The sequence below is a fragment of the Collinsella sp. TM04-29 genome, from assembly GCF_003466565.1.
Taxonomy (GTDB): Bacteria; Actinomycetota; Coriobacteriia; order Coriobacteriales; family Coriobacteriaceae; genus Collinsella.
Map to the genome: position 1 here is coordinate 1,142,743 of NZ_QSPW01000001.1, position 22,745 is coordinate 1,165,487.

Annotated in this window: 10 protein-coding genes; all 10 read right to left on the minus strand. The window is 60.5% G+C overall.

What is annotated here, in order from left to right; genetic code table 11:
- Nucleotides 1-10: 10 nt before the first annotated feature.
- The 10 genes from DXD39_RS10155 to modB all read right to left on the minus strand — a co-directional run bounded on the left by DXD39_RS10155 (nt 11) and on the right by modB (nt 22,740).
- Entirely contained in the window at nt 11-12,934 is a 12,924-nt protein-coding gene (locus DXD39_RS10155) for a leucine-rich repeat protein (protein ID WP_158565445.1), read from the minus strand.
- Nucleotides 12,935-13,060: 126 nt separating this feature from the next.
- The gene (locus DXD39_RS05225) at nt 13,061-14,203 is read right to left on the minus strand and encodes an aminotransferase class V-fold PLP-dependent enzyme (protein WP_117803337.1); all 1,143 of its coding nucleotides are present in this window, start codon (nt 14,201-14,203) and stop codon (nt 13,061-13,063) included.
- Nucleotides 14,200-14,451, minus strand: a complete 252-nt coding sequence (locus DXD39_RS05230; RefSeq protein ID WP_117765837.1) for a DUF3343 domain-containing protein — start codon at nt 14,449-14,451, stop codon at nt 14,200-14,202. Before DXD39_RS05230 ends, DXD39_RS05225 begins: the two co-directional genes overlap by 4 nt.
- A 19-nt stretch (nt 14,452-14,470) precedes the next feature.
- The gene (gene yedF, locus DXD39_RS05235; RefSeq protein ID WP_117803338.1) at nt 14,471-15,097 is read right to left on the minus strand and encodes a sulfurtransferase-like selenium metabolism protein YedF; all 627 of its coding nucleotides are present in this window, start codon (nt 15,095-15,097) and stop codon (nt 14,471-14,473) included.
- Nucleotides 15,098-15,157: 60 nt separating this feature from the next.
- Nucleotides 15,158-16,207: a selenide, water dikinase SelD gene (gene selD / locus DXD39_RS05240; RefSeq protein WP_117803339.1), complete on the minus strand. Its 1,050-nt coding sequence runs from the start codon at nt 16,205-16,207 to the stop codon at nt 15,158-15,160.
- Nucleotides 16,208-16,277: 70 nt separating this feature from the next.
- Nucleotides 16,278-17,042: an acyl-CoA dehydratase activase gene (locus tag DXD39_RS05245; protein ID WP_117803340.1), complete on the minus strand. Its 765-nt coding sequence runs from the start codon at nt 17,040-17,042 to the stop codon at nt 16,278-16,280.
- Between the two features lie 154 nt (nt 17,043-17,196).
- Nucleotides 17,197-18,360 carry a double-cubane-cluster-containing anaerobic reductase gene (locus DXD39_RS05250; RefSeq protein WP_117803341.1) on the minus strand — a complete coding sequence of 388 codons (1,164 nt, stop codon included), beginning with the start codon at nt 18,358-18,360 and terminating at the stop codon, nt 17,197-17,199.
- Between the two features lie 150 nt (nt 18,361-18,510).
- Nucleotides 18,511-19,794 carry a double-cubane-cluster-containing anaerobic reductase gene (locus DXD39_RS05255; protein ID WP_117803342.1) on the minus strand — a complete coding sequence of 428 codons (1,284 nt, stop codon included), beginning with the start codon at nt 19,792-19,794 and terminating at the stop codon, nt 18,511-18,513.
- 429 nt (nt 19,795-20,223) lie between these two features.
- A complete protein-coding gene (locus DXD39_RS05260) occupies nt 20,224-21,294 on the minus strand; it encodes a sulfate/molybdate ABC transporter ATP-binding protein (RefSeq protein ID WP_117803343.1) in 1,071 nt (356 codons plus the stop codon).
- 3 nt (nt 21,295-21,297) lie between these two features.
- Nucleotides 21,298-22,740: a molybdate ABC transporter permease subunit gene (gene modB, locus DXD39_RS05265; protein WP_233541109.1), complete on the minus strand. Its 1,443-nt coding sequence runs from the start codon at nt 22,738-22,740 to the stop codon at nt 21,298-21,300.
- Between the last annotated feature and the right edge of the window lie 5 nt (nt 22,741-22,745).

A 22,745-nucleotide genomic window follows, 5' to 3' on the forward strand; every position in this document is an offset into this window, starting at 1 on the left:
TTTTGAGCCGTTACGCGTCCGAGCGACGGCGACGCAGCAGCTCGAGTCCCAGCGCGACAAGCGCAACGGCGCCTGCAGCGACAGCGACGGCCAATGGCGCACGATCGCCCGTGTCGGCGAGCTGCTGAGCGCTCGACTTGGAAGATTCCTTCTTGCCGGAGTTTTCCGCGCCCGAAGCCTTTGCCTTATCAGCTGCGGAGTCATCCGAACTACCGGGTTTTGTCGGATCCTTTGAATCCGGCTGGTCGGAATCGGGCGTTCCGGGCTTTTCCGGCTCTGGCTTGCTCGGGTTGTCAGGCTCAGGCTTATCCGGGTTATCCGGGTCCGGCTTGTCCGGCTGATCAGGCTCCGGTTTGTCGGGCTCAGGCTTGCCCGGATCAGGCTGGTCAGGCTCGGGCTTGTCCGGGTCCGGCTTGTCCGGATCGGGTCCATCGGGCTTGTCCGGATCGGGAACCACCGGGTCCGGGTCGACAGGCTCCTGCTTCTTCTTCACCGTCAGCGTACCGGGCTCAACCGTGACATCGAAGTTCGGGTCGGCGACCGTCGCCCCGATCTGGTACTCGCCCGCCGGGGAACTCTCATCGGCGACGCAGGAGTACTCGACCTTCACGCCCGAGGTATCAGCCGAGCTCTTTAGGCTCGAGGTAAAGGCGGGATTCATCTCTCCCTCGAAGCGTTCAACATCGTCGACCTTTACCTTAAGCTTCGCCGGTGAAATCTTGAACTTGCGCGAGGCGGCGCTGATATACCCGTCGCTTCGCAGCGTGGCAACGGCGCGATACGTGCCGGCATCGGTCGGGGCCTCACTCGACGAATAGTGCGTGCCGCCCGTCCCGTAGTACCTAACCCTCAGGTCACCTTCGCAGGCCTTGGGAACCCCCGTGACCTTGGGCGCTTGAGCATCACCGCTATAGACGAAGTTGCCGCCCTCAAATGCAAGCTCGACCCGCTTCGCCTGAACGACTAGAACAAAGTGCGCGGTCACGGTCTTGCCCTGAGCATCCTTGCACGTGATGTCAAAGGTAGACACTCCGACCTTGGACGGGGTGCCCGAGAGCGTCAAACCGCCCGCTGTGCGGGTAAGCTTAAACCCGTCGGGGAGCTTAGCGTCGTCCCACGTGTACTCATACGGAGCTTCGCCACCCGCGGCGCCCGAAATCGTCGCGCGATACGTGCTATGCGCACGTGCGACCGGCAGCAGACCGCCGTTGAACACAAGGGCATCCCGGGGCACAACGGAAACGACGGCACGATCGCTTTCCACCTGCGTCTCGGTACCAAGGTAGCGCTGGGTGACGCGGCAGAAATACTCGCCGGCGCAATCGTCATCGAGGCCCTCGATGAGGAGCGTCTCCCCCGTCTCGCCCTCGAGCGCCACGGCCTCGCCGCCCACCATGTGGAACCATTGATAGGACAGTTCGACATCAGCGGCGGAACCCGTGGACGAGGACGCGTGGTCGAGGACGCCCTTGCCCGCCTCGGCAGCAACCGAGAGCACGACAGCATCGCTCTCGTGGGCGCTCGCATCCTGCGGCTGGGCGATCACCTTCGGAGCGTCCGCCTTCACGAACTCGAACGTGACCTCCTGCGACGCGGTGACGCTACTCAACGTGACCTCGTACGCCCCGCCCTCATAGTCGGAGATATCGAGATCGATGGCCTTGTCCGAGCCGGCTTCCGTGACCGTCACCAGCTCGAGGTAGCAGCCCTCGTCGGGCGTCGCCGAGAGCGTCACGTCGCCGCCCGCATCAACGGTGACGGAAGCGTTGTCGACCGAACCGTTGACCGCCTTTGCCGTCACCTCAATGCGCTCGGGCTTGTCCGGGTTATCGGGCTCGGGGTTATCAGGGTCGGGATTATCGGGATCCGGCTTGGGGCCCGGATCAGGATTATCAGGTTCAGGGTTAGGATCCGGGTCGGGGTTGGGACCAGGATCAGGCTGATCGGGATCCGGGTTGTCCGGATCAGGATTGTCCGGGTCCGGAACCACCGGGTCTGGATCGACGGGCTCCTGCTTCTTTTTCACCGTCAGCGTTCCGGGCACGACCTCGACATCGAAGTTCGGGTCGGTGACCGTCGCGCCGATCTGGTACTCGCCAGCAGGAGAGCTCTCATCGGCATCGCAGGAATACTCGACCTTCACACCCGAAGTGTCAACCGCACCCTCCAGGCGCGAGGTAAACGCTGGGTTCGCCTCTCCCTCGAAGCGCTCGGCGTCGTCAACCTTCACCTTGAGCTTTGCCGGAGCGATCTCGAACTGGCAGGTAGCGGCACCGATGTAGCCGTGGCTGCGCAGCGTGACGACAGCGCGGTACGTGCCGGCATCGGTCGGGGCCTCCGTCGAGGAATATTGCGTGCTTCCGGTACCGAAGTACCAGACCCTAAGGTCGCCCTTGCAGACCTTAGGAGCACCGGAAACTTCGGGCGCCTGCGACGCGCCATTAAAGGTAAAGTCGCTATCCGTGAACGATAGCTTTACGTGCTTTGCCTGGACAACAAGCGCAAAGCGGGCGGTCATGGCCTCGCCACGAGCATCCCTGCACGTGATATCAAAGGCGGAAACGCCCGTCTTGGACGGGATGCCCGAGAGCGTCAGACCGCCCGGTGTACGGGAAAGCTTGAATCCGTCGGGGAGCTTCGTCTCATCCCATGCGTACTCGTACGGAGCCTTGCCGCCCGCGGCCCCGGCAATCGTTGCGAGGTACGTGCCGTGCGCGCTCGCTGCCGGCAGCAGGTCGCCGTTAAACACAAGGGTGTCCCACGGCACGACGGAAACGGCGGCACAATCACTGTCCGCTTGCTTCTCAGTACCAAGGTAGCGTTGAGTGATGCGGCAGAAGTACTCGCCGGCTTTCTCGTCATCGAGGTCCGCGAGCGAGAGCGTCTCCCCCGTCTCGCCATCGAGCGCCACGGCCTTGCCATTCGCCATGCGGAACCACTGGTAGGAAAGCTCAACCTCGGCAGCGCAACCCGTGGACGAGGCCGCGTGGTCGGCGACGTTCTTGCCTGCCTCGGCAGCGACCGAGAGCGCGACGGTATCGCCCTCGTGGACGCTCACGTCCTTCGCCTGCGCGACCACACGCGGAGCGTCCGCCTTCGCAAACTCGAACGTGACCTCCTGCGATGCGGTGACATCGTTCAGCGTGACCTCGTACGCCCCGCCCTTGTAATCAGAAATGTCGAGGTCAACGGTCGCATCCGAGCCGGCCTGCACGACCGTCACGCGCTCGAGGTAGCAGCCCTCGTCGGGCGTCGCCGAGAGGATCGCGTCCCCGCCCTCAACAACCGAAACCAAAGCATTGTTGACCGAACCGTTGACTGCCTTCGCCGTCACCTTGTAGTGCTCGGGCTTCTTCTTGACCGTCAGCGTGCCGGGGTCGACCGCGACATCAAAGTTCGGATCGGCGACCGCCGCGTCGATCTGGTACTCACCCGCTGGCGATTTCTTATTCGCCGAGCAGAAGTACGTGACCTTTACGTCCGAGGTGTCGCAACGGCTCACCAAGCTGGAAGTAAACTCGGGATTCTCCTGGCCCTCAAAGCGTTCGGCATCGTCGACCTTCACCAGCAGCTGAGCCGGCGCAACAGCAACCGTCAGTTCAACGTCTTCGGCAGCAAGATAGTTACGCGAGGCAGCGGCATGGGCGACAACACGCGCCGTACCGGCGGCCTTCACCGTCGCACAGCGTCCCTTAATCGAAACCGGGCTCGCATCGTCATCGGAATCAACCAGCTCAAAGCTCACGGGAGTCTGGGCAACGTTGTTAAACACAATGGGGTCTCCACCGTAAACACCCGAATAGCTCGTCGTTCCCGTAATGACCTGGCTTGCCTTTGCAATCGAGAACTCGGCGGACTTTTTACCCTGATAGTTGGGGTCAGTCACCTTAACCGTGACGCGGTAGTTGCCACTGTCGTACGGCTCCAGCGCCGTCGGACCATAGGACGTTCCATCTATACCTCGATAGGCAACGGAATAGGCAGACGTATCAAGACCGGCAACCGCAACCGCCGCACCGTGTCGTGCGCCATCGTATGTCACATCAGCCGTCTCGATCGAAATATCGACCGGGGCCTTCTCGATCGTGAAGTCACAGGAGGCATTACCGACATATCCCTTGGCATCGAGCGTCGCCACCGCACGATACGTGCCGGCATCCACCGGCGCCTGATCCGACGAGTAATGTGTGTCACCCGTGCCAACATAGGTCAGTTTGACATCGTCCTCGCAACCCTCGGGCACGCCCGAGAGCTCCGGGGCCTGCGCCGTCGCGTTGTAGGTAAAGGTCTGGCCCTCAAATGCAAGCGGGGCTTTCTTCGCCTTCACGAGCAGCACGAAGTGCGCATCGCACTTGTTGCCCAGGTCATCAGTGCACCTAATCTTGAAGCGACACGCACCCGTGGCCGCAGGCACGCCCGAGAGCACCAAGGCGCCCGATCCGTCATCTGCCAGCGTCAGCTGCATGCCCTCAGGAACCTCAACATCATCCAAGTTGTACGCATACGGCGCCTTGCCGCCCATAGCGCCGGCAATCTGCGCGCGGTATTCATCGTGAGCGGTCGCCACCGGCAGCACGCGCCCGTTAAACACAAGTGCTTCTCGGGGCACGATGGATACCTTCGCATGTTCGGTATCCGTCTTTGCCACCGTGCCTAGGTAGTTCTGCGTAATGCGGCAGAAGTACTCGCCTTCGCCGTCGCTGTCGAGCTGGGCGATCGAAAGAGTCTCCCCCGTCTCGCTCTTCAGCGCCACCGCCTTGCCGCCATCGTCAGACACGCGATACCACTGGTAGCTCAGCTTGACGTCTGCAGCGGATCCAGAAGACACGGCCGCATGGACGCGAACGTTGCGCCCCGCCTCGGCGACGACCGAAAGCTCAACCGGATCGCCCTCGTAAGCACTCGCATCCCGCGGCTGAGCGAGCACCTCCGGAGCCGCAGCCTTCTCGAATTCAAACGTGACCTTTTGCTGAGCACTCACGCCACTCAGTGTGACCTCGTACGCCCCACCCTTATAGTCAGAAATATCAAGGTCATAGGCATTGCCGGCCGAACCGTCATCACCTGCCTCTTCGGCAACGGTCACGCGCGTCAGGTAGCAGCCCTCATCGGGCGTCGCCGAAAGCGTCACCTTACCATCCGTAGCGTCCAAAGCAGACTCCGAATCAACCGATCCGTTGACCGCTCGGGCCGTCACCTTGTACTTAGGCGCCTCCGCAAAGCGCGCCTCGACGGTCATGTTGTCCTCGGGGACAAACGTCCAGGTAGCATCCGTGCTCAGCGGCTCATCGCCCAACGACCCGTCATCATTGCGCGCATACCACCCATCGAACACATACCCCGCATCGGAAACGGCAGTCAGGGTCGTGGACTCACCGTTCTCGACTTCGTTGGTCACGGCATAGCCCAGAGATTCGTCCTCGGAGGAGCCCTCGACGTGTCCGCCCTGACGCGGATCAACCGCCGTAACCGACATCGTCGCCCGTTCATAAACGGCCGTAAAGGTTCGGTTGCCAAACACCACGCGGTTAATGACCGGCGTAAAGCCAACGGGCATGCCGTTCTCATCGACCCAGTATTTAAACTTCCAACCCTTATGCGGCACGGTAAACATAATCGCCGCGGAGTGGTAGGAGCCACCCGTACCGAGCGCTACCATCGAAAAGCCAGCATCCTTAGGATACGTAGCGACCTGAACATCGCAGCCCGTCTCGTAGAACACGGCCGTAAGCTGCCTATTCTCCTTTGCGGTACCGATATAGAACGCGCTGTAGCTCACCGTGACACCCGCATCGTCGACCCAATGCGAGAAGTGGTACTTCTTCCACGGAATCGCGATGGCCATAAACATGTCGCCCCTGTCGTAGGACCTGCTGCCGGCAGGAATGCCGTCGATCAGAAGGGCCGTACCGCGGAAGATGGACGAGCCAGTGACGGTAATGGTCACCTGTCCATCGGATTCGAACTGCGCGTAGTACGTTATGTCTTGCGTGGCGGTCACATCGAGGGTCGTCGCGGTCTCGACAATCGAGGTGCCCTCCTTATCGGTGCTCCAGCCCACAAAGCGATAGCCCATACCGGCAACAGCGGACAGTTCCACCTGGTCGCCCACGGCAAAGCTACCGCTGCCCGTAACACGGCAGCCCCTGTTCGAAGCCTTGTCCTTCACCACGACCTCGCCCGTAACGGTCACCTCGTACGGATCGGCAAACACGGCCTGGAGCTCCAACGTATCGTCCTCGAGCCCCTCGACCATGTCCTTGTCGAGCTTAACCCAGCAATGGGCGTCGCAGCTCAGCAGCAACTTGTTGCCCTCGGCATCCAGGACATACCAACCGACAAATCGCTTGGTACCCATAGGCGTAGCGTTGAGTTCGACCGTATCACCGAATTGATAGGAGCCCTCGCCGCTCAGGGTGCTAACGCTATCGTCACTCGCGCTCAAAACGACCTGATAGGACTTAGGCGTAAAGGTCGCCGTATAGGTGGCGTCACCCGCGACCTTAACGGTATAGTCGGCGTTCTCGCTGACTGTCTCGCCCTTGTCGTCCGTCCAACCCGCAAACGAATACCCGGTGTTGGCGATCGCACGAAGCGTTGCGCGGTCGCCAGCCTCATAGCCACCAAAGCCGCTCACGGCTCCGCCCTCGGCAGGCGAAGCAACGGTATGCACGACATACGAACCCGACGCAAAGACGGCATAGAGCGACGTATCCTCACGCACGGCAAATCGATAGGTTTTCTTGGAGCTCACGCATGTGCCGTTACGGAACCAGCCCACAAAAGCCGTATCCTCGGCGGCGACCGCACGCACGGTTGCGACCTGTCCAGCGGCATACGCCCCCGCGCCCTCGACCGTGCCCATGCTCTCCTCGCACGAGACGTCCACCGTATATTGTTTTGCCGAGAACACGGCCTGAAGCGTCGTGTCAGACGTCGGCACCACGTGATAGGTGCTGTCACGGCTTACCACGGCGCCCGAAGCATCGGCCCAATACTCAAACGCATAGCCCGAAAGCGCATGCGCGGTCAGCGTGGCGGCATGCCCCGCCTCAACGGTACCCGTGCCCTCGGCCCAGCCGGCGACACTCGATTCGACCAGCGAACCGGTGCCGGAATCGACTACCGTCGTGGCGTCGACTTCATAGCTTTTTGCCATAAAGCGAGCGATGTGCACATGGCTGCGCTCCTGGTGGCAGGTGAACTCCGCATCGGCAGACTCAAACGTGCCGTCTGCCGTATACCAACCAGTAAAGACATAACCGGGATTGGGCGTTGCCTTAAGGGCAACCTCCGCGCCGCGGTCCGCAAGAACGCGGCTCGCCTTGACGGTGCCGCCCTCCGCAGGATCAGCGAGGGGCACGCAGACGGTATCGATAGGCACAAAGCCCGCGGTAATAACGCAGTGCCCGGTTTTACCGCGAGCCTTCGCAACCAACGAGGTCTCGTGCTTAAGGCTCTTCAGGCGGCCATTGACGTACCAACCCCAGAACAAAAAGCCAGGATGGGCCTTGGCCGTCAAATGAAGGGTTTCCCCTAATTTGAACGTATCGGTCGTAGGCTTCACCACGGTCCCATTGCACGTCACGGTACCGCCGAGCCATGAATCGGCGGTGACGATGACCTCGGGCTTTGAGTCGGTAAAAATCGCGGTATAGGTATCGCTCTTGGTGACCTTGACGACCAGCTCGGCGGTGTCGTACTCCCTACCGGAGTCATCCTTCCAATGGTCAAAACGATAGCCGTCGTTGGCCTTTGCCTTGAGCATCACTGTATCGCCGTAGCCACAGGTAACAGAAGATGCGCCAGGATGCCCCTCGATCTCAACGGCACCGCGCTCCACAAAGGTCTTTTTTGCCTTCGCCGTCACGGTATACGTGTTTTCCTCAAACACCGCACGCACCGTGCATTCCACGTCCTCGGGATAGAACTCAAGGTAGCTGGGGTCGGTGCCCAAAAGCAGGTCCGTCTTGGCGTCGTACCAGCCCTTAAAGGTAAATTGTTTGCTCGCCTCGGCCGTGAGCTCAATGCTCAGCGTGGCAGGCTCGCCCTTCATGCAGTAGCCCTCGCCGTGCACCAAATATTTGCCCGCCATGGCCGCGGCCGGCTCAACGACAACGTCCACCTTGCAGGCACGCGTAAACTTTGCCTGGATCACGCAGTCGGTAATGGGCTCAAAGGTATAGGAGCGCTCGCTCGAAACCAGCGTCGAGGTGGCATCCGAGCCGCCGTTGCTCAGATACCAACCGTCGAAGATATAGCCCTCGGATGGGGTGGCCTCCGCGGTCACGCGCTCGCCTTCGGGAACCTCGAGTACCATGCCAGCAGTCTCACCGCGCTTCAGCGTAACGGTACCGCCCTCGAGCGGGTCGGCCTCGGCACGCACAGTATGCGCATCCCTGCCGTCCATTACAGCCTCGATCCGGGCATTCCCGTTAACGCGGTATTCGCAAACTTCCTGCTTGTTGGCAATCGTGATACCCTGCGCATCGGTTTCTCGCCACTCTACAAAGCGGTACGTCTTCTCCGGATTGTCGGGGCGCACCTTGGGCCGCATCGTAAACGTGAGAATGTCCCCATCCTTCGCGCGAACCTTGCCATCCACGACCGGCACACCATCGCACAGCACCTCGGCGCTGTCGAAGGGATCGGTATTCACTAGGATGGTCTTGTCCGCCTTGCGGAAGCGCGCAACCAGATGGCGGTCGACCTCGGCCTTGAAGATATACGTGCGCTCGGGCGAAACCTCGATGCCGTCCTCAAACCATCCCACAAAGGCATAGTCGGGACCCTCGCTCGCAGTGACCATAGCCTGATCGCCACGGGTGATGCTCTGCTTTACAGGGCTTGCGGTGCAGCCCGTCGAAAAATCGGCCTGAATGCCATCGGCTTCGGCAACTGCCGTGACCTCGACTTTTTTCTCAAAGACGGCCGTCATCTTTACAACCTCGGGCGTCAGGTCCGTGATCGTCATCGTCTTGAGAGGAGATGTCGAGACCTCGACGCCGTTCTCTTTCCAACATACGAAGCGATAGCCGGGATTGGCGACAGCCTCGAGCGTGGCGACCGTCCCCTCATAGTGGATACCGCCTCCGGTAACGGCACCGCCCACCTCGGGCTGCGCGGTGGCAATAATCTCAATCTTATGGTCGCCATGAGGCTTGGGCTTCTTGTGGTCGTCGATGATGTCCTTAATCTCCTTGAGCACCTTGGTGCCCACAGCGGCAACATCCTCAATGTTGTCGGCCATACCGATCTCAATCACCGCGTCGGCCGCGATGGGGTCGACAGTCTCGCCCAGGCCATACATGGTGGCGAGAACGGCCGCAGCCGTAATCGCGGCGATGAGCGCGGCCTTCAGCGCCGCGAGTGACTCGTCGGGGTCAGTCGCCTCGCGGAAATGCGCGGTGTACTGCACATCTCCCTCGAGCACAAACGTGTAGGACGGACCATCGTCGCCGGTAAAGACAACGTTGCCGAGGGCATCGGTCGCGTAGTCAAACACATAGCCAGGCATTGGCACCGCCACGACCGTTACGCGCGACCCGATGCCGTACAGACCGGTGGAAAGGAACTGCCCGAGCGGCTGCCCGTTCTCATCGACCCCATCCACACTCAGCACAACGCTCGCCTGCGGAGCGCAGTATCGCGGAGTGATCTCGATCCTAGCGTCAGTCTTGTCCTCGGACACAATCGCGTCCGCCTTGTCCACCGTATAGGTAAAGTCGAGCTGATCGCTCGCGGCGAACGCATCATCGCCCTCGCCCAGATACCAGCCCAGGAACAGGGCGTTATCCGTGACGGCAGAAACCTCAACCGTCTCGCCGGCATTGCGATAGCAGTTTTGGGCGGTAACACTCAGGTGCGCATAGTCCTGCGACGAATCGGTCGCCTGCGCATCGTTGACATGCACCGCATAGTCCTTGAGCTTAAAGCGAGCCTCCAGGGACAGATCCTTATCCGGCGTAAACGTGTAGACCGGCTCCCTGGAGATGTACTTGCCGGACTCGGTGTCATACCAACCCTTAAACGTGATGTTGTCGTTGAGCATCCCCAAAGCACCGGCATCGAGCGTGACCTCGGCGCCCGCATCGATCGTCGTCGCGCCGGAAACATCGGGCAGCTCAACGCCGTCCATCAGTTTGCGTTCGCCTTTATCGATCGTTTGAGCATAGGAGATCTGGAACGACGTCGGCTCAGGCTTCTTGAGCCGTAGCGTGCCCTTGGTCTGGGTTTCAAAATGCGAATAGCCGTCGTCATACACGAGCTTTACGGGCTGTCCGTCCATCGACTCATCGAAGACGTCACCGTCGCAGGGGGTGGCCGTAAGGTACTCGCCGAGCTCTTCCTGTATGAGCGCCTCGTAGTTCCAAATCGATACCGTATGCGGGTAATCGAGCTCAACGCTCATGCCCTCGAGCGAAATGGTCTCCCCCGTCTCGTAGGTCATGTTGTTGGGGTCGCGTGAGATCTCAACGTTCTCGAGCACCTTGCCCACCGGGACGGGCAGGCAGCCGTTGCACCTCTCCCAAACAGCTTTGGGATGCCCGTTAGCATACTTCGGAATCATCCTGGCAGGGACCATGACGGTCATGTTGTATTTGGGGAACGTGTCGGTGTTAATGAGCACCGCATGGTTGCACCCAAAGAACACGGTCTCGAGATTGGTACTGCCAAACGCCTTTTCCGGCAACTCCTCGATCTTGGAGTTATATGGCAGCGTCAGTCCGCCGCTCAAGTCGGTGCCGTAGAAGCAGGTGTGGCCAAGCGTTTCGACCGTTGTGTTGCTCTCGAGCCCTGTGGTAGCAAGGTTCGAGCAAAACCTGAACGCGCAAACGCCAATCGATGTAATGGAGGCATTCTTGTCCAGGCCGGTATCGGTCAGAGCCTTGCAGCCTTCGTAGGCTCTGTCGGGAATCGATGTGAGGCCGATAACCTTGTCGAGCCCCGTGGACACCAGTCCACTCTCGGCAAACGCGGCGTCGCCCATCGAGCCAATGGTAGTAGTCTCGCTGATGTTCAGGCTCGCAAGCGACTTGCAGCCATAGAATGCCTCTTTCCCGATGGTGCCGATGGTCATACCGGAAAGGCTGATATCGGTGAGATTCGGGCAGTTATAGAAGGCGTGCAATCCGATTTTGGAAATGGAAGTGTTCTCAAAGCGCACTGAACGCAGATTGGTAGAGTCGGCACAGAGCTGTGCGTCGACTTCATCCACCCCGTAATCGACAATCAAATTCGTTACCATTCGACCGTCGACGGAGTTCTCGCGCGGGCTGTTCTCATCGATTTCTACTGTAAGATTTCCGTTTGCGTCGCACGGATACAGATAGTAGTTGGGCATGAGCTTGGCATACTCGTAGGCCGCCTGCTGCAGGTTGCCCTTGCTGTACGCGACAAGGCGCGTGTAGCCATCGTCGTACACGAGCTGTATAGGTTCTCCGTCCATCGACTCGTCGAAGACATCACCATCGCAGGGGGTCGCCGTAAGGTATTCGCCGAGTTCTTCCTTTATGAGCGCTTCGTAGTCGCTATCCATCGTCGAATGAGGATATTGAAATGTGACACTCATGCCCTCGAGCGAGATCTTTTCCCCCGGCTGATAGGCCATCTTGTCGGGATCACGCGAGATCTCAATCTTTTGGAGCATCTTGCCTACGGGGACGGGCAGGCTACCATTACAGCTCTCCCAAACCTCTTTAGGGTGGCCGCTTTCGTATTGCGAAACCATCTTGGCAGGGACCATGACAGTCATGTATTGCTTGGGAAACGTGGTGGAATTAATGAGCACCACATGGTCGCACCCAAGGTACACGGTTTCGAGCTTAGAGCCATAGAACGCACGGCTCGGCAGTTCCTCGATTTTGGAATAAAGGGGCAGCGTCAGCCCGCCGCTCATATTGGTCCCGGAGAAGCAACCTTCGCGGAGCGTCTTGATCGTCGTATTGCTCTCAAGTCCGGTCGTCGCAAGGCGGGAGCAGTTTTTGAACGCATTAACGCCGATTGACGTGATGGATGTGTTCCCGCCCAGACCGGTATCGGTCAGAGCGCTGCAGGCATTATAAGCGTTCTCAGGAATCGAACTGAGACCAACGACCTTGTCGAGACCCGTAGACCGCAGCCCGCTCCAGGCAAACGCGGCATCGCCCATAGAGCCGATGGTAGCAACGTCATTAATGTTCAGGCTCGTAAGCGATCCGCACCCAGAAAAGGCCCCTGTTCCGATACTTCCAATGGTCATACCGGAAAAGCTGATATCGGCGAGATTGGAGCACCCAGAAAAGGCGTGTAGTCCAATTGAAGAAATAGAGCTGTTCTCAAAACGCACCGAACGCAGATTGGAGGAATACTCACAAATATATCCGGGGACCCCATCCACTCCGTAATCAACGATCAGATTGGTTACCAATTTACCATCGACAGAGTTCTCATACGGGTCGTTTCCATCGATCTCTACCGTAACGTTTCCGCTTGCATCACACGGATACACATAGCCGTTCGGCATAAGCTTGGCATACTCATAGACCGTTGGGTCCTCATACACGAGGGAATCGACTTCGCTGTCATCGGACGAGGGTTCCGCCGTAGCAGCCAAGCTCTTTGCAGCATCGGAGTTGGTCGCGGAGCTCGAAAGGTCTTGGGCCAAGCTCGACGTGGAAGTGCTGGTATCCGAGCTGGACGATTCGTCCTGAGCGTTATTCGTTTGGTCGGAAGTTGTGGATGAGCTGCCCTCGCTCGAAGACGACGCGTTATCGACCGCATCGACATCAGCGTCAGAGCTCGAGTCGGTCTCTTGGGCCTCGCTCTCGACGGCGACCGCCCCGGCATCATCGGCATAGGCCGCGCGGGGCGCAAGGGGTATCGAGGTCACGACCATCGCAACCGAAAGATAGACAACCAAAAACCTATAGAGGGCAGCAGTGATCCTGTTCATAGGAACCTTCCCGCAATTCGCAAAGATACAGAGTCCCAGTGTGGGCCATCATTTCACATTACCCTGTATAAGCGACAATGCGGGAAGGTAGCGTAAACGGTTTATCTAAGGGCGCAAAAGGTTGGTCTAATCGCAGCTCAAATCGCGCAGAGCCTCAATCGCCATGTTGACTTCCTCGGCCGTGTTGAAGTAACCAAACGAGAAGCGAACTACGCCCTGGCGCTCGGTTCCCAGCGCACGGTGCATGAGTGGGGCGCAATGGGCACCGGGGCGCGTCGCAATCCCCCACCCCTGCATGAGCGCGTCCGAGATCTCGGCAGAGTCGATATCACCCACGTTGAGTGAGACGATCGCCGAGCGCGACGGCTGGTCAAAGGCGCCGTAGAGCTTGATCTCCGGGATTTCGCGCACGCCAGCGAGAAAGCGATCCGCCAGTGCTCGCTCATGCGCCGCAATCGCCTCGACTCCGCTTTGCGCCTCGATAAAGTCGAGACCTGCGGAAAGTCCCGCGATGCCGTGGCCGTTGAGCGTGCCCGCCTCCAGGCGCGTAGGCCACTCAAGCGGCTGCAGCGCAGCGAAACTGTGTACGCCCGTACCGCCCATAGCCCAGGGCGCCACGTCGACGCCCTCCGCCACGGCCAGGCCGCCGGTCCCCTGCGGACCCATGAGCCCCTTGTGGCCGGTAAAGCACACAATGTCGAGCCCCATACCAGCCATATCGATCTTCGCCGTGCCGGCAGACTGCGAAGCGTCGACGATCACCAACGCACCGGCTGCATGGGCCATGGCAGCCACGCGCGCAATGTCGACCGCGTTGCCGGTCACATTGGAGGCGTGCGTCACCACCACAGCACGCGTGCCCGGCGTGACCAACCGCTCGAGCTCGTCGTAGTCGAGCACGCCGTTCGCGTCGCAGCCCGCATGCTCAACGGTCACGCCCTGCTCTGCCGCCAGGCGGTTGAGCGGACGCAGCACGGAGTTGTGCTCGAGCACCGTTGTGACCACGCGGTCGCCGGGGCGCACCACGCCATTGATGACGGTGTTGAGCGCCGCGGTGGAGTTGGGCGTAAAACAAACATGGTCAGCACGCGGGCAGCCCAGCAAGCGCGCAAGCTTGGCGCGACAGCCGTGGATGGTACGCGCCGCGTCGAGCGCACCCGACGTGGCGCCACGCCCGGCATTGCCAAGCGAGCACATCGCCTGCGTCACGGCATCGATGACCGCCTGCGGCTTGTGCATGGTCGTCGCCGCGTTATCCAGGTAGATCATCGCACGACCTCCCACATATCAATCACGGTATAGCCCTCGGTGGGAACGCCCGCCGCGGCAAGCTCGCTGCGCAGCAGCTCCTCATCGGCAGGCAACGCCTTCCACGCCAGACCGCAGCCGGCAGCGACCTCCCCGGGCACGGGAATCGTTCGCCCAGGAAGGCCGCGCTCAATGCACAGGGACTCGCAGCCCATGGCGGCCGCCGTGGTGGGAAACGTGATGACAAGCGCCGGGCGCTTCTCCCTCATGGCAACTCCAACCAATACGCTACGGGCGCACGACGCGCACGGCCTGCTCCATCTTCTCCACGATCACGTACATGTTGGTGACCTCGCCCACCGCAAGCTGGTCTTTAATGCCATAGTGGTCGAGGCAGGTACCGCAGGTGAGAATCTCGACACCCTGCTCCGCCAGGCCCTTCAGGTCATCGAGCACCGGCGAGCCTTCGACGGTGAGCTTGGCGCCGCCGTTGTAGAACAGCATGGTCGCGGGCAGCTCCTCCTGCTGCGTCACGGCGAAGATAAACGCCTTCATGAGCTTGTGGCCCAGCTCGTCGTCGCCACGGCCCATGCAATCGGTGTAGACGGAAATGACGAGCTTGCCCTTGCCGGCGCTGGCGTCGCAGAAAGCGGCACCGTCCTGCTCGGGGTCTGCAACGGCCACGGCACCGGCGGTCGCGACAGTCACGTGCCACTCGGCGTCCGAAATCTTCTCGACCGAGGCCGTGCAGCCCTTCTCCTGCGCCATCTTGGAGATGTTCTTGACGGCGGTCTCGTTGTCGACCGAGGTCACGACGGCGCCCTCGCCATCAAGCTGTTTGAGTGCCTTAAGCGTCTTGACGACGGGCAGCGGGCAGGCATCGCCCATGGCATTGACTTCAATTTTGGTAGACATAGCAAATCCTTTCGAAAGAACCGTTCTAGAGAACGGTAAACAGTTACATAAACGTGCGGGCTAGCGAACAACGTGGACGGCAGGACCGCCCGGCTCCGCCTCGCACACGCGACCGACAACGGCGGCAACGCGCCCCTCGGCATCCAGGCGACGCGCAAGCTCAACCACATCCGCCGCGGGCGCCGCGATGAGCAAACCACCCGAGGTCTGCGGATCGTACAGCGCATCTAACATACCCGGCTCCAGGTCCTCGTCGGCAGCCACACGCGGGCCAAAGAAGTCCTGGTTGCGGTAGGAACCCGCGGGGATAATGCCCAGACGTGCCATGTCGAGCACCTGATCAAAGAGCGGCACCGCCCCCGACGTAAGCTCGATCTGCACACCCGAGCCCTCGGCCATCTCGCACGCGTGCCCGATCAAGCCAAAACCCGTGACATCGGTGCAGCCGTGAAGCTCAAGTCCCTCGGCCAGACGAATCGGCGCCTCGTTGAGGGTGCGCATCGAGTCAAACATGGCTGCGGCCTCGTCCTGCTCGATGAGCTCGCCCTTAATGGCCGTGGTGATGATGCCCGAGCCGACCGCCTTGGTCAGCAGCAGAACATCGCCCACGTGCGCGCCGCTGTTGGCGAGCATGCGGTCGAGCGCGACAAAGCCGCTCACGGACAGGCCATACTTGGGCTCGTCGTCGTTGATGGTATGACCGCCCGCGATGGAGCAGCCGGCCTCGACGCACTTGTCGGCGCCACCCGCCAGAATCTGCCCGGCAACCTCAACGCCCAGGCAATTGGGAATGCAGAGCAAGTTCATGGCATGGCTCGGCCGCCCGCCCATGGCGTAGATGTCCGACAGCGAGTTGGCCGCGGCGATCTGGCCGAACAGATAGGGATCGTCGACCATCGGCGGGAAGAAGTCGATGGACTGCACGAGACCCAAGTTCTCGCCAACGCGGAAAACGCTCGCATCGTCGGAGGTATCGAACCCCACGAGCAGGTTGTCGTTATGCACATTGGGTAAGTCGCCCAGGACCTGGGCGAGGGCTCCGGGAGCCAACTTAGCGGCTCAACCGCTCGCGGCAGTCATAGACGTGAGCTTAATCTGATCGTCAGCCATCGATACCTCCTCTCATCGGTCAATCATTTTCTCCCAGTATACGCATGAATGCGAGCCTGCAGCGGATGCATTAATTGAGCGCCTGTGCGTGAATCGCCGCACCGATGGCACCGGCAAAGCGGGCCTGGGGCGAGGTGGTGACCGGCGACCCCAGCAGCGCTGCCAGCCGCTCCACCACGAAGGCGTTCTCGCACAGGCCACCGGTCAGGTAGTACGGGGCGCCCGCGGCCTGCCCGGCCATGGTCGCCACGCGCGAGACCACGCTATCGATCACGCCACGCGCAATGTTCTCGCGCGGCTCACCGCGACCGATCAGGCTGATAACCTCGCTTTCGGCAAACACCGTGCACATGCTGCTGATCTTGGTAGGCTCGCCGGTGCGGGCGAGGTCTGCCATCTGCTGCTGGGAAATGCCTAGGCGGTCGGCCATGATCTCCAAAAAGCGCCCCGTGCCGGCGGCGCACTTGTCGTTCATGGCAAACTTGGCCACGCGGCCACTTTTAAGCTGAATGACCTTGGTGTCCTGGCCGCCCACATCGATCACGGTGCCATGGTCGCCAAACAGACGCACGGCACCGGTGCCGTGGCAGGTGATCTCGGTCACAACCTTGTGCGCATAGGGCACGGCAACACGGCCGTATCCAGTCGCGACCACGCGTACGTCGTCGGCCGCCACGTCGTAGCCGGCAGCGGCAAGCTCACAGCGCAGACGCTCCCCCGCATCGACCGACGAATACCCGGTTGGCTGCACGCACGTCCACGCCACCGAACCCTCTCCATCGACCACAGCGGCCTTAGCCGCCGTAGACCCGATATCGATCCCGATACCTATCATGGCTCTCTCCTCATCAAAACATCAAGGACAGCGGCGCGCTCAGGCGCCTTAGCTCTAGGTTTCTCAGGTGCCGGAGGTTGCCCAGAAAGAGGAGCGCAGCGTACTTTGGTACGCAAGCGACGGTTTGAGGGGCAAGATCCGGTGCCTGAGGAAGCTAGAGCGTCTCAATAAAGGCGGCGATGCGCGTCTCTATCTGGCCCATGTCGCCGTTGCTGTAGTCGGTCTCGATCTTCATATACGGAATACCCGCACCCTCGACGGCCTCCTGCATGCGTGCACTCTCCACGTTAAAGGTGTGGCACGCCTGGAGCACGCTCTCCACTACGCCATCGACGTGATACTTCTTGCACATGGCCAGCGTGTTCTCCATACGACCGTCGTTGGGCGTCATAACCGAGCAGTTGATATCCAGGTAGCGGTCGGCGATCGCACGCAGGATGTCGGGCGCATCCGGGTCGACCATCATGGCCGCCGTGCGCTCACCCGAGCAGTCATCCATACACACGACCACGCCGCCGTTGGACTCGATGGTGCGACCGATCTTGTTGATCACGCCGCCCACGGGGCAGCCGGTGATCAGGATGCGCTTGGCATCCGCCGCAACCGGGCGCTCACCCGCGTCGTAGGCCTCGCGCAGCTTGGCAACCTTTTGCTCCAGTTGCTGCGTATAGGCCTCGATATCAAAGCTGAACGTACCGGCGAACATGGTGCTCATCAGGTCGACGCCGCTCATGGCCGCCGGCTGGTTGGCCTGCAGCGCAAACATCTCGAGCTGAGCCGCACGCAAACGGTTGCGACGACGGACGGCAGCGTGCAGGTCATCGTCGGTAATCGTGATGCCGTAGAAGCCCTCGAGTTCCTCCTTGAGCAGGCGGCACTCCTCGTACCAGCCCTCGCGCTCGTAGGCGCGGTCGCGACCCTGCGGAAGATGCAGAATGTGCGTGCGCTTAAGCTCGTTTAAGAGCTCGTACATCTTCTTCTTGCCGTCGCAGGTGGTCTCACCGATGATCATGTCGCTAAAGTACGTAAACGGGCACTTTTGCGAGTAGGCAAAGCCGTACGTCGATTTGATGAGCGGACACAGATTTGCCGGCAGCACTTTCTCGGCCTCGGGGATCACCTCATCGGACGTACCGCACAGAGCGACACTTGCGGCCCCCGCGGCATCGATAATCTCGAGCGGCGTATAGCTGCACAAAAAGCCGACCAGGCGATTGCCCGCCTGCTTATAATCCTTAACGCGAATAAACGCGGCCTTGCGCTGCTCGTTGAACTCCTCAAACGTGCTGGGCAACGGCTGCTCAATATTTTCCGACATATAACTCCTAAACCTTTTAACCAACCAAGGAAGCGGCTTTCCCAGGTGCCCGAGGTTGCCGTGAAAGAGGCGCGCCGCGTACTTTCGCACGCAAGCGACGGTTTGAACGGCAAGATCGGGTGCCTGGGAAAGCCGCCGGGACGGATAGCCCTAAATGGTTTCCAAGAAGGCCTCGATCCTGGTTTGCAGTTGGCCTGCATCCTCACCGGCGTAGTCGGTCGTGATGTGCATAAACGGAATGTCGGCTTCCTCGGCGGCCTTCTCGACCTGGAAGGACTCCATCTCATAGAGCGTGCAGAACTGCAGCGCCACGTCCACGATGCCGTCGGCATGCAGGTCCTTGGCCATCTGGACAATGTCCTTCATACGCTGGTCGTTGGGCGTAAAGACGGCGCAGTTGATCTTAAAGTAGCGCTCGGCGATGGCATCGAGCATCTCGTCCACCGTCTCACCGGACTCGTCGACCAGGTCCCTGTAGTAGCGCGAGCCCGTGCAGGACTCCTCGCCTACCACAACGCCGCCGGCTTTCTCGATGAGGTTGAACAGCTTCCAGTTGGGCACGGCCATGGGCGTGCCGGTGTACAGAATGCGCTTGGTCCCCTTGGGCGCCACGCCCTCGCCGGTCTCGACACGCTGCTCGCACTCAGCCGCCATATCGTTAATGGCTCCAGTCAGACGTGGCGTGTCGTCCATAAAGGCGGCCTGAACGGTCAGCAGGCTGTCAAGACCGCTGATGGGCGCCGGGTCGGCAGCGCGCGTGGCAGCGAGGCGCTGCAGGGCGCGACGCTTCTCATTGACGGCGCGGATGGCGGCCTTCAGACGCTCAGGCGTAATCGTGACGCCGCACTCTTCCTCGATCTTGGCGGCGAGCTTCTTGACCTCGGCCTTCCAGGTCACGAGCGTCGACTCGTCGTGTACGTTGGGAATATCCATGACGTACATGTTCTTTTGCGTGGCAAAAAACTCGTAGGCTTTCTTCTTGCCATCGCAGGTGTTCTCGCCTACCACCAAGTCACTCGACTCAATGTAGGGGCAGACCTCGCCCAGCTTAAATCCGGCAAAGCTCTTGATAAGCGGACAAGTGTTGCGCGGCAAGTGCTCCTCGACCTTGTCCGTTGCCCAATCGGCACCCGAGCACAGACCAACGGGAATGCCGTCACAGGCAAGCACGATCTCCTCGGGCACGTAGACGCAGAACGAGCCCACGATCTTGGTGGCCTCGCCAGCCTCCTTCTTGTCGAGCATCTCCTTAATGCGGCCACTATGGATGTTGGTGGCCACAAAGTCCAGGTAGGACGTGGACTTGGGGCGATTGTTCTGCGTCAGGAACATGTCGCCGTACATCTGGCCCACGGCGCCCAGCAGCATATCGTGGTCGGCAAGATTCATGCCGAGGCTCTCCCACATCGGATGGAAATCGAATTCTTCAGCCATGGCGGTTCCCCTCTCGAACCAAAAACGGATAACAGCGGTATCGATGCACGACGGGCGGCGATTGCCCTGCCGTGCTCAAACCCGGAATTTTGGGGAACCTGCTTTGCGGTTGACTATTTAGTTGTGCGTCGTCTCTCCCGGAGCCGTGAACATACCTGCTCATATGCGGCTCCGAGCGATATATAGGGCACGCGCGGCAACGCGGCAAATGTATGTCGTCTGCGGCATGTGCGCACCCTCCTTTACAAGTTGAGGTCAACTATATCAACGGTCATCGACCATGCGAACACCGTTGACATTCGTACGACAGCGTCGTGTGCCGCCTTTAATAAATTATTATCCTGATTGATAAGAGTTTGTCATCTCTCATTCGACGAACGGCAAAAACAAAGCCGCCGAGGCTTATATCCCCGACGGCATTACCCGGCGCTATCGACAAACCAAATGAATCCTGCTCGCATCAAAATGCATGCGCAAGGTCTCCCCCGCCTGCGCCAACTCCTCTACAGACACGCTCACCTTGTTGACCTTCCACTGCAGACGCGTGGGTGCATCAACACATGGCACGTCCAACAGCACCAGCCGCTCAAAACGCGAATCACTCACACGGGCCACGTGCAAATCGTAGCTGTTGCGGCCCCGCTCGGCACGATTGTCAACATGGAAGTAACTTGCGCGAATCCCCAGGTACGCCACATCATCGGGAACCTCGCGTCCCACGTTAAAGGTCATGCCCCAGTCGAGGGCCTCAACCTCTTCGTCGCCGATCTTGCGCGCACGGCTCGTGTTCTTGCAGCCCGTCAGGCGCAGTGCCGCCAACGTCTGCGGGCGGCGGACCACGTCCTCGACAGAGCCGATCTCCTCAACATGCCCGTCGTGCATCACGCAAATGCGCTCGCACAGGCGGCATGCCTCGTCAATATCGTGGCTCACGTAGAGCACGGTACGGTTACAGACGTCGAACAGGTCGAGCATGTTCTGCTCAAGCGCGCTCTTGAGATACGCGTCGAGCGCGCTCATGGGCTCGTCGAACATAAAAATGCCCGGGTGTGCCGCCACCATGCGAGCAAGCGCCACACGCTGCTGCTGGCCGCCCGAGAGGCGCGCGGGATAACGGTCGGCAAAGTCGGCCAGTCCAAAGATGCCCAGGTAGCGCTCGGCAAGTTGCCTGCGCGCTGCGGCGTCACCTGCACCCTCAACGCCGGCGCACACGTTATCGGCCACCGTCATATTAGGGAACAGCTGATAGTTTTGAAACATCAGGGCGCTTTTTCGCTCCTGGGGCGAAAGGTTGATGCCCGCCGCAGAGTCAAAGAAGGTCACGCCGTTGACGACGATCTTTCCCTCGTCGGGCGTCTCCACACCGGCAATGCAGCGCAGCGTGCAGCTCTTGCCACAGCCCGAGGCGCCCAGCAGCGCCACACGCTCCTCGCCGGCCTCAAGCTGCATGTCGAGCATAAACCCGGGATAGCGTTTTTTGATTTCCAAAACGAGCGACATAGCTTATCGACCTCCCTGCGGTGCTGCGTCGTCGCGCATAAGCTCGGCCAGCGCCTCGCGATCGATGCGCAAGGCATCGCCGCCGACCGGGTCGAGCGAATCGGTCTGGCTGCCCAGCCGCTTGGCCTGCTTGCGCTCCGCACGGGAGAGACCACGCTCGCGATACTTTTGCGAATGCGCCGTGTACATGTTGATGAACAGGATTACCAGGAAACTAAACACGATCACGACGACGACCCAAAAGAGGGCCACCGAGGTGTTGCCGCCCATCCACTCAAAGTAGATGGCGATGGGAATGGTCTGCGTAATACCGGCGTAGTTGCCCGCAAAGAACAGGGTGCAGCCAAACTCTCCCATCGCGCGGGCAAAGGCGAGCACCGTGCCGGCGGCAATCGAGGGCCAGCCGAGCGGCATCATGAGCTTGGTAAAGATGCGACACTCGGACCATCCCAAGGTTCGCGCGGCGTCGAGCATCTGCGTGTCGAGGCTCTCGAAGGCTCCGAGTGCCGTGCGGTAGACCAGCGGAAACGACACAACGACGGCCGAAATGACCGCCGCCGGCCACGTAAAGACAATCGAGATGCCGTGCGCGATGAGCCACTGGCCCACCCCGGTCGAGCGGCCAAACAGCATGAGGAGCAGAAAGCCACAAACCGTGGGCGGCAGCACCATAGGAATCGTAAAGACCGAATCGAGCAGGCCCTTGATGCGACTCGAGGTACCCATAGTCTTCCACGCGGCGAACAGGCCCAGCGCAAAGGAGATCAGCAGGGCAAGGCCACTCGTTTTAACGGACACCCAAAACGGGCGATAGTCGATGTCGCCCAAAAAGGAAGCCAGAGAGGTCAAGGGGCCCTGCTCATCCCGCAACGCGACAGACGACGCCTCTACCATTTGAGCGCTATCAAGCCAACGCGCGCCGCCCTTGGCATCACCCGAGGCTGATGCAATCACCACATAGCGGTCCCCATCCGCACCACGCGCATCAAAGCCATAGGTATACCCGCCGGCATCAAACGTTGTTTCCGCCGTGACATACCAAGGAAGATCCACGTCCCCTAGCTGCGCACCTCCCATGCAGTTTGCGCTGTCGAGCTCACAGACAAGGGCCTTGAGACCCGATACGCACTCGTTGTCCTGCGGATCCAATCCATACTTCTCGACTGCCTTGGGCGATATCCACACCACAACGCGATCGGCAGCGGGCGCCACCACAAGGTCCACGTCCTCGTCAACGGGAAACCGGTAGCCCTCAGGCTGGCCCTCCATGGCACGAGCGGTCCCCTTGGCCAACCGCTCAAAACCCTCGATCCCATAGGAAAGCCCATGAGCGGTCGCAGCAACCTGGGCCCCGTCCTCAGCGTCCCCAGCAACCGCAAATCCCGGCACCCAGCAAAGCGCGAGGGTCAAAGCACAGGCGACAAGCATGCGGAATCTTTTAAGCACGAAAA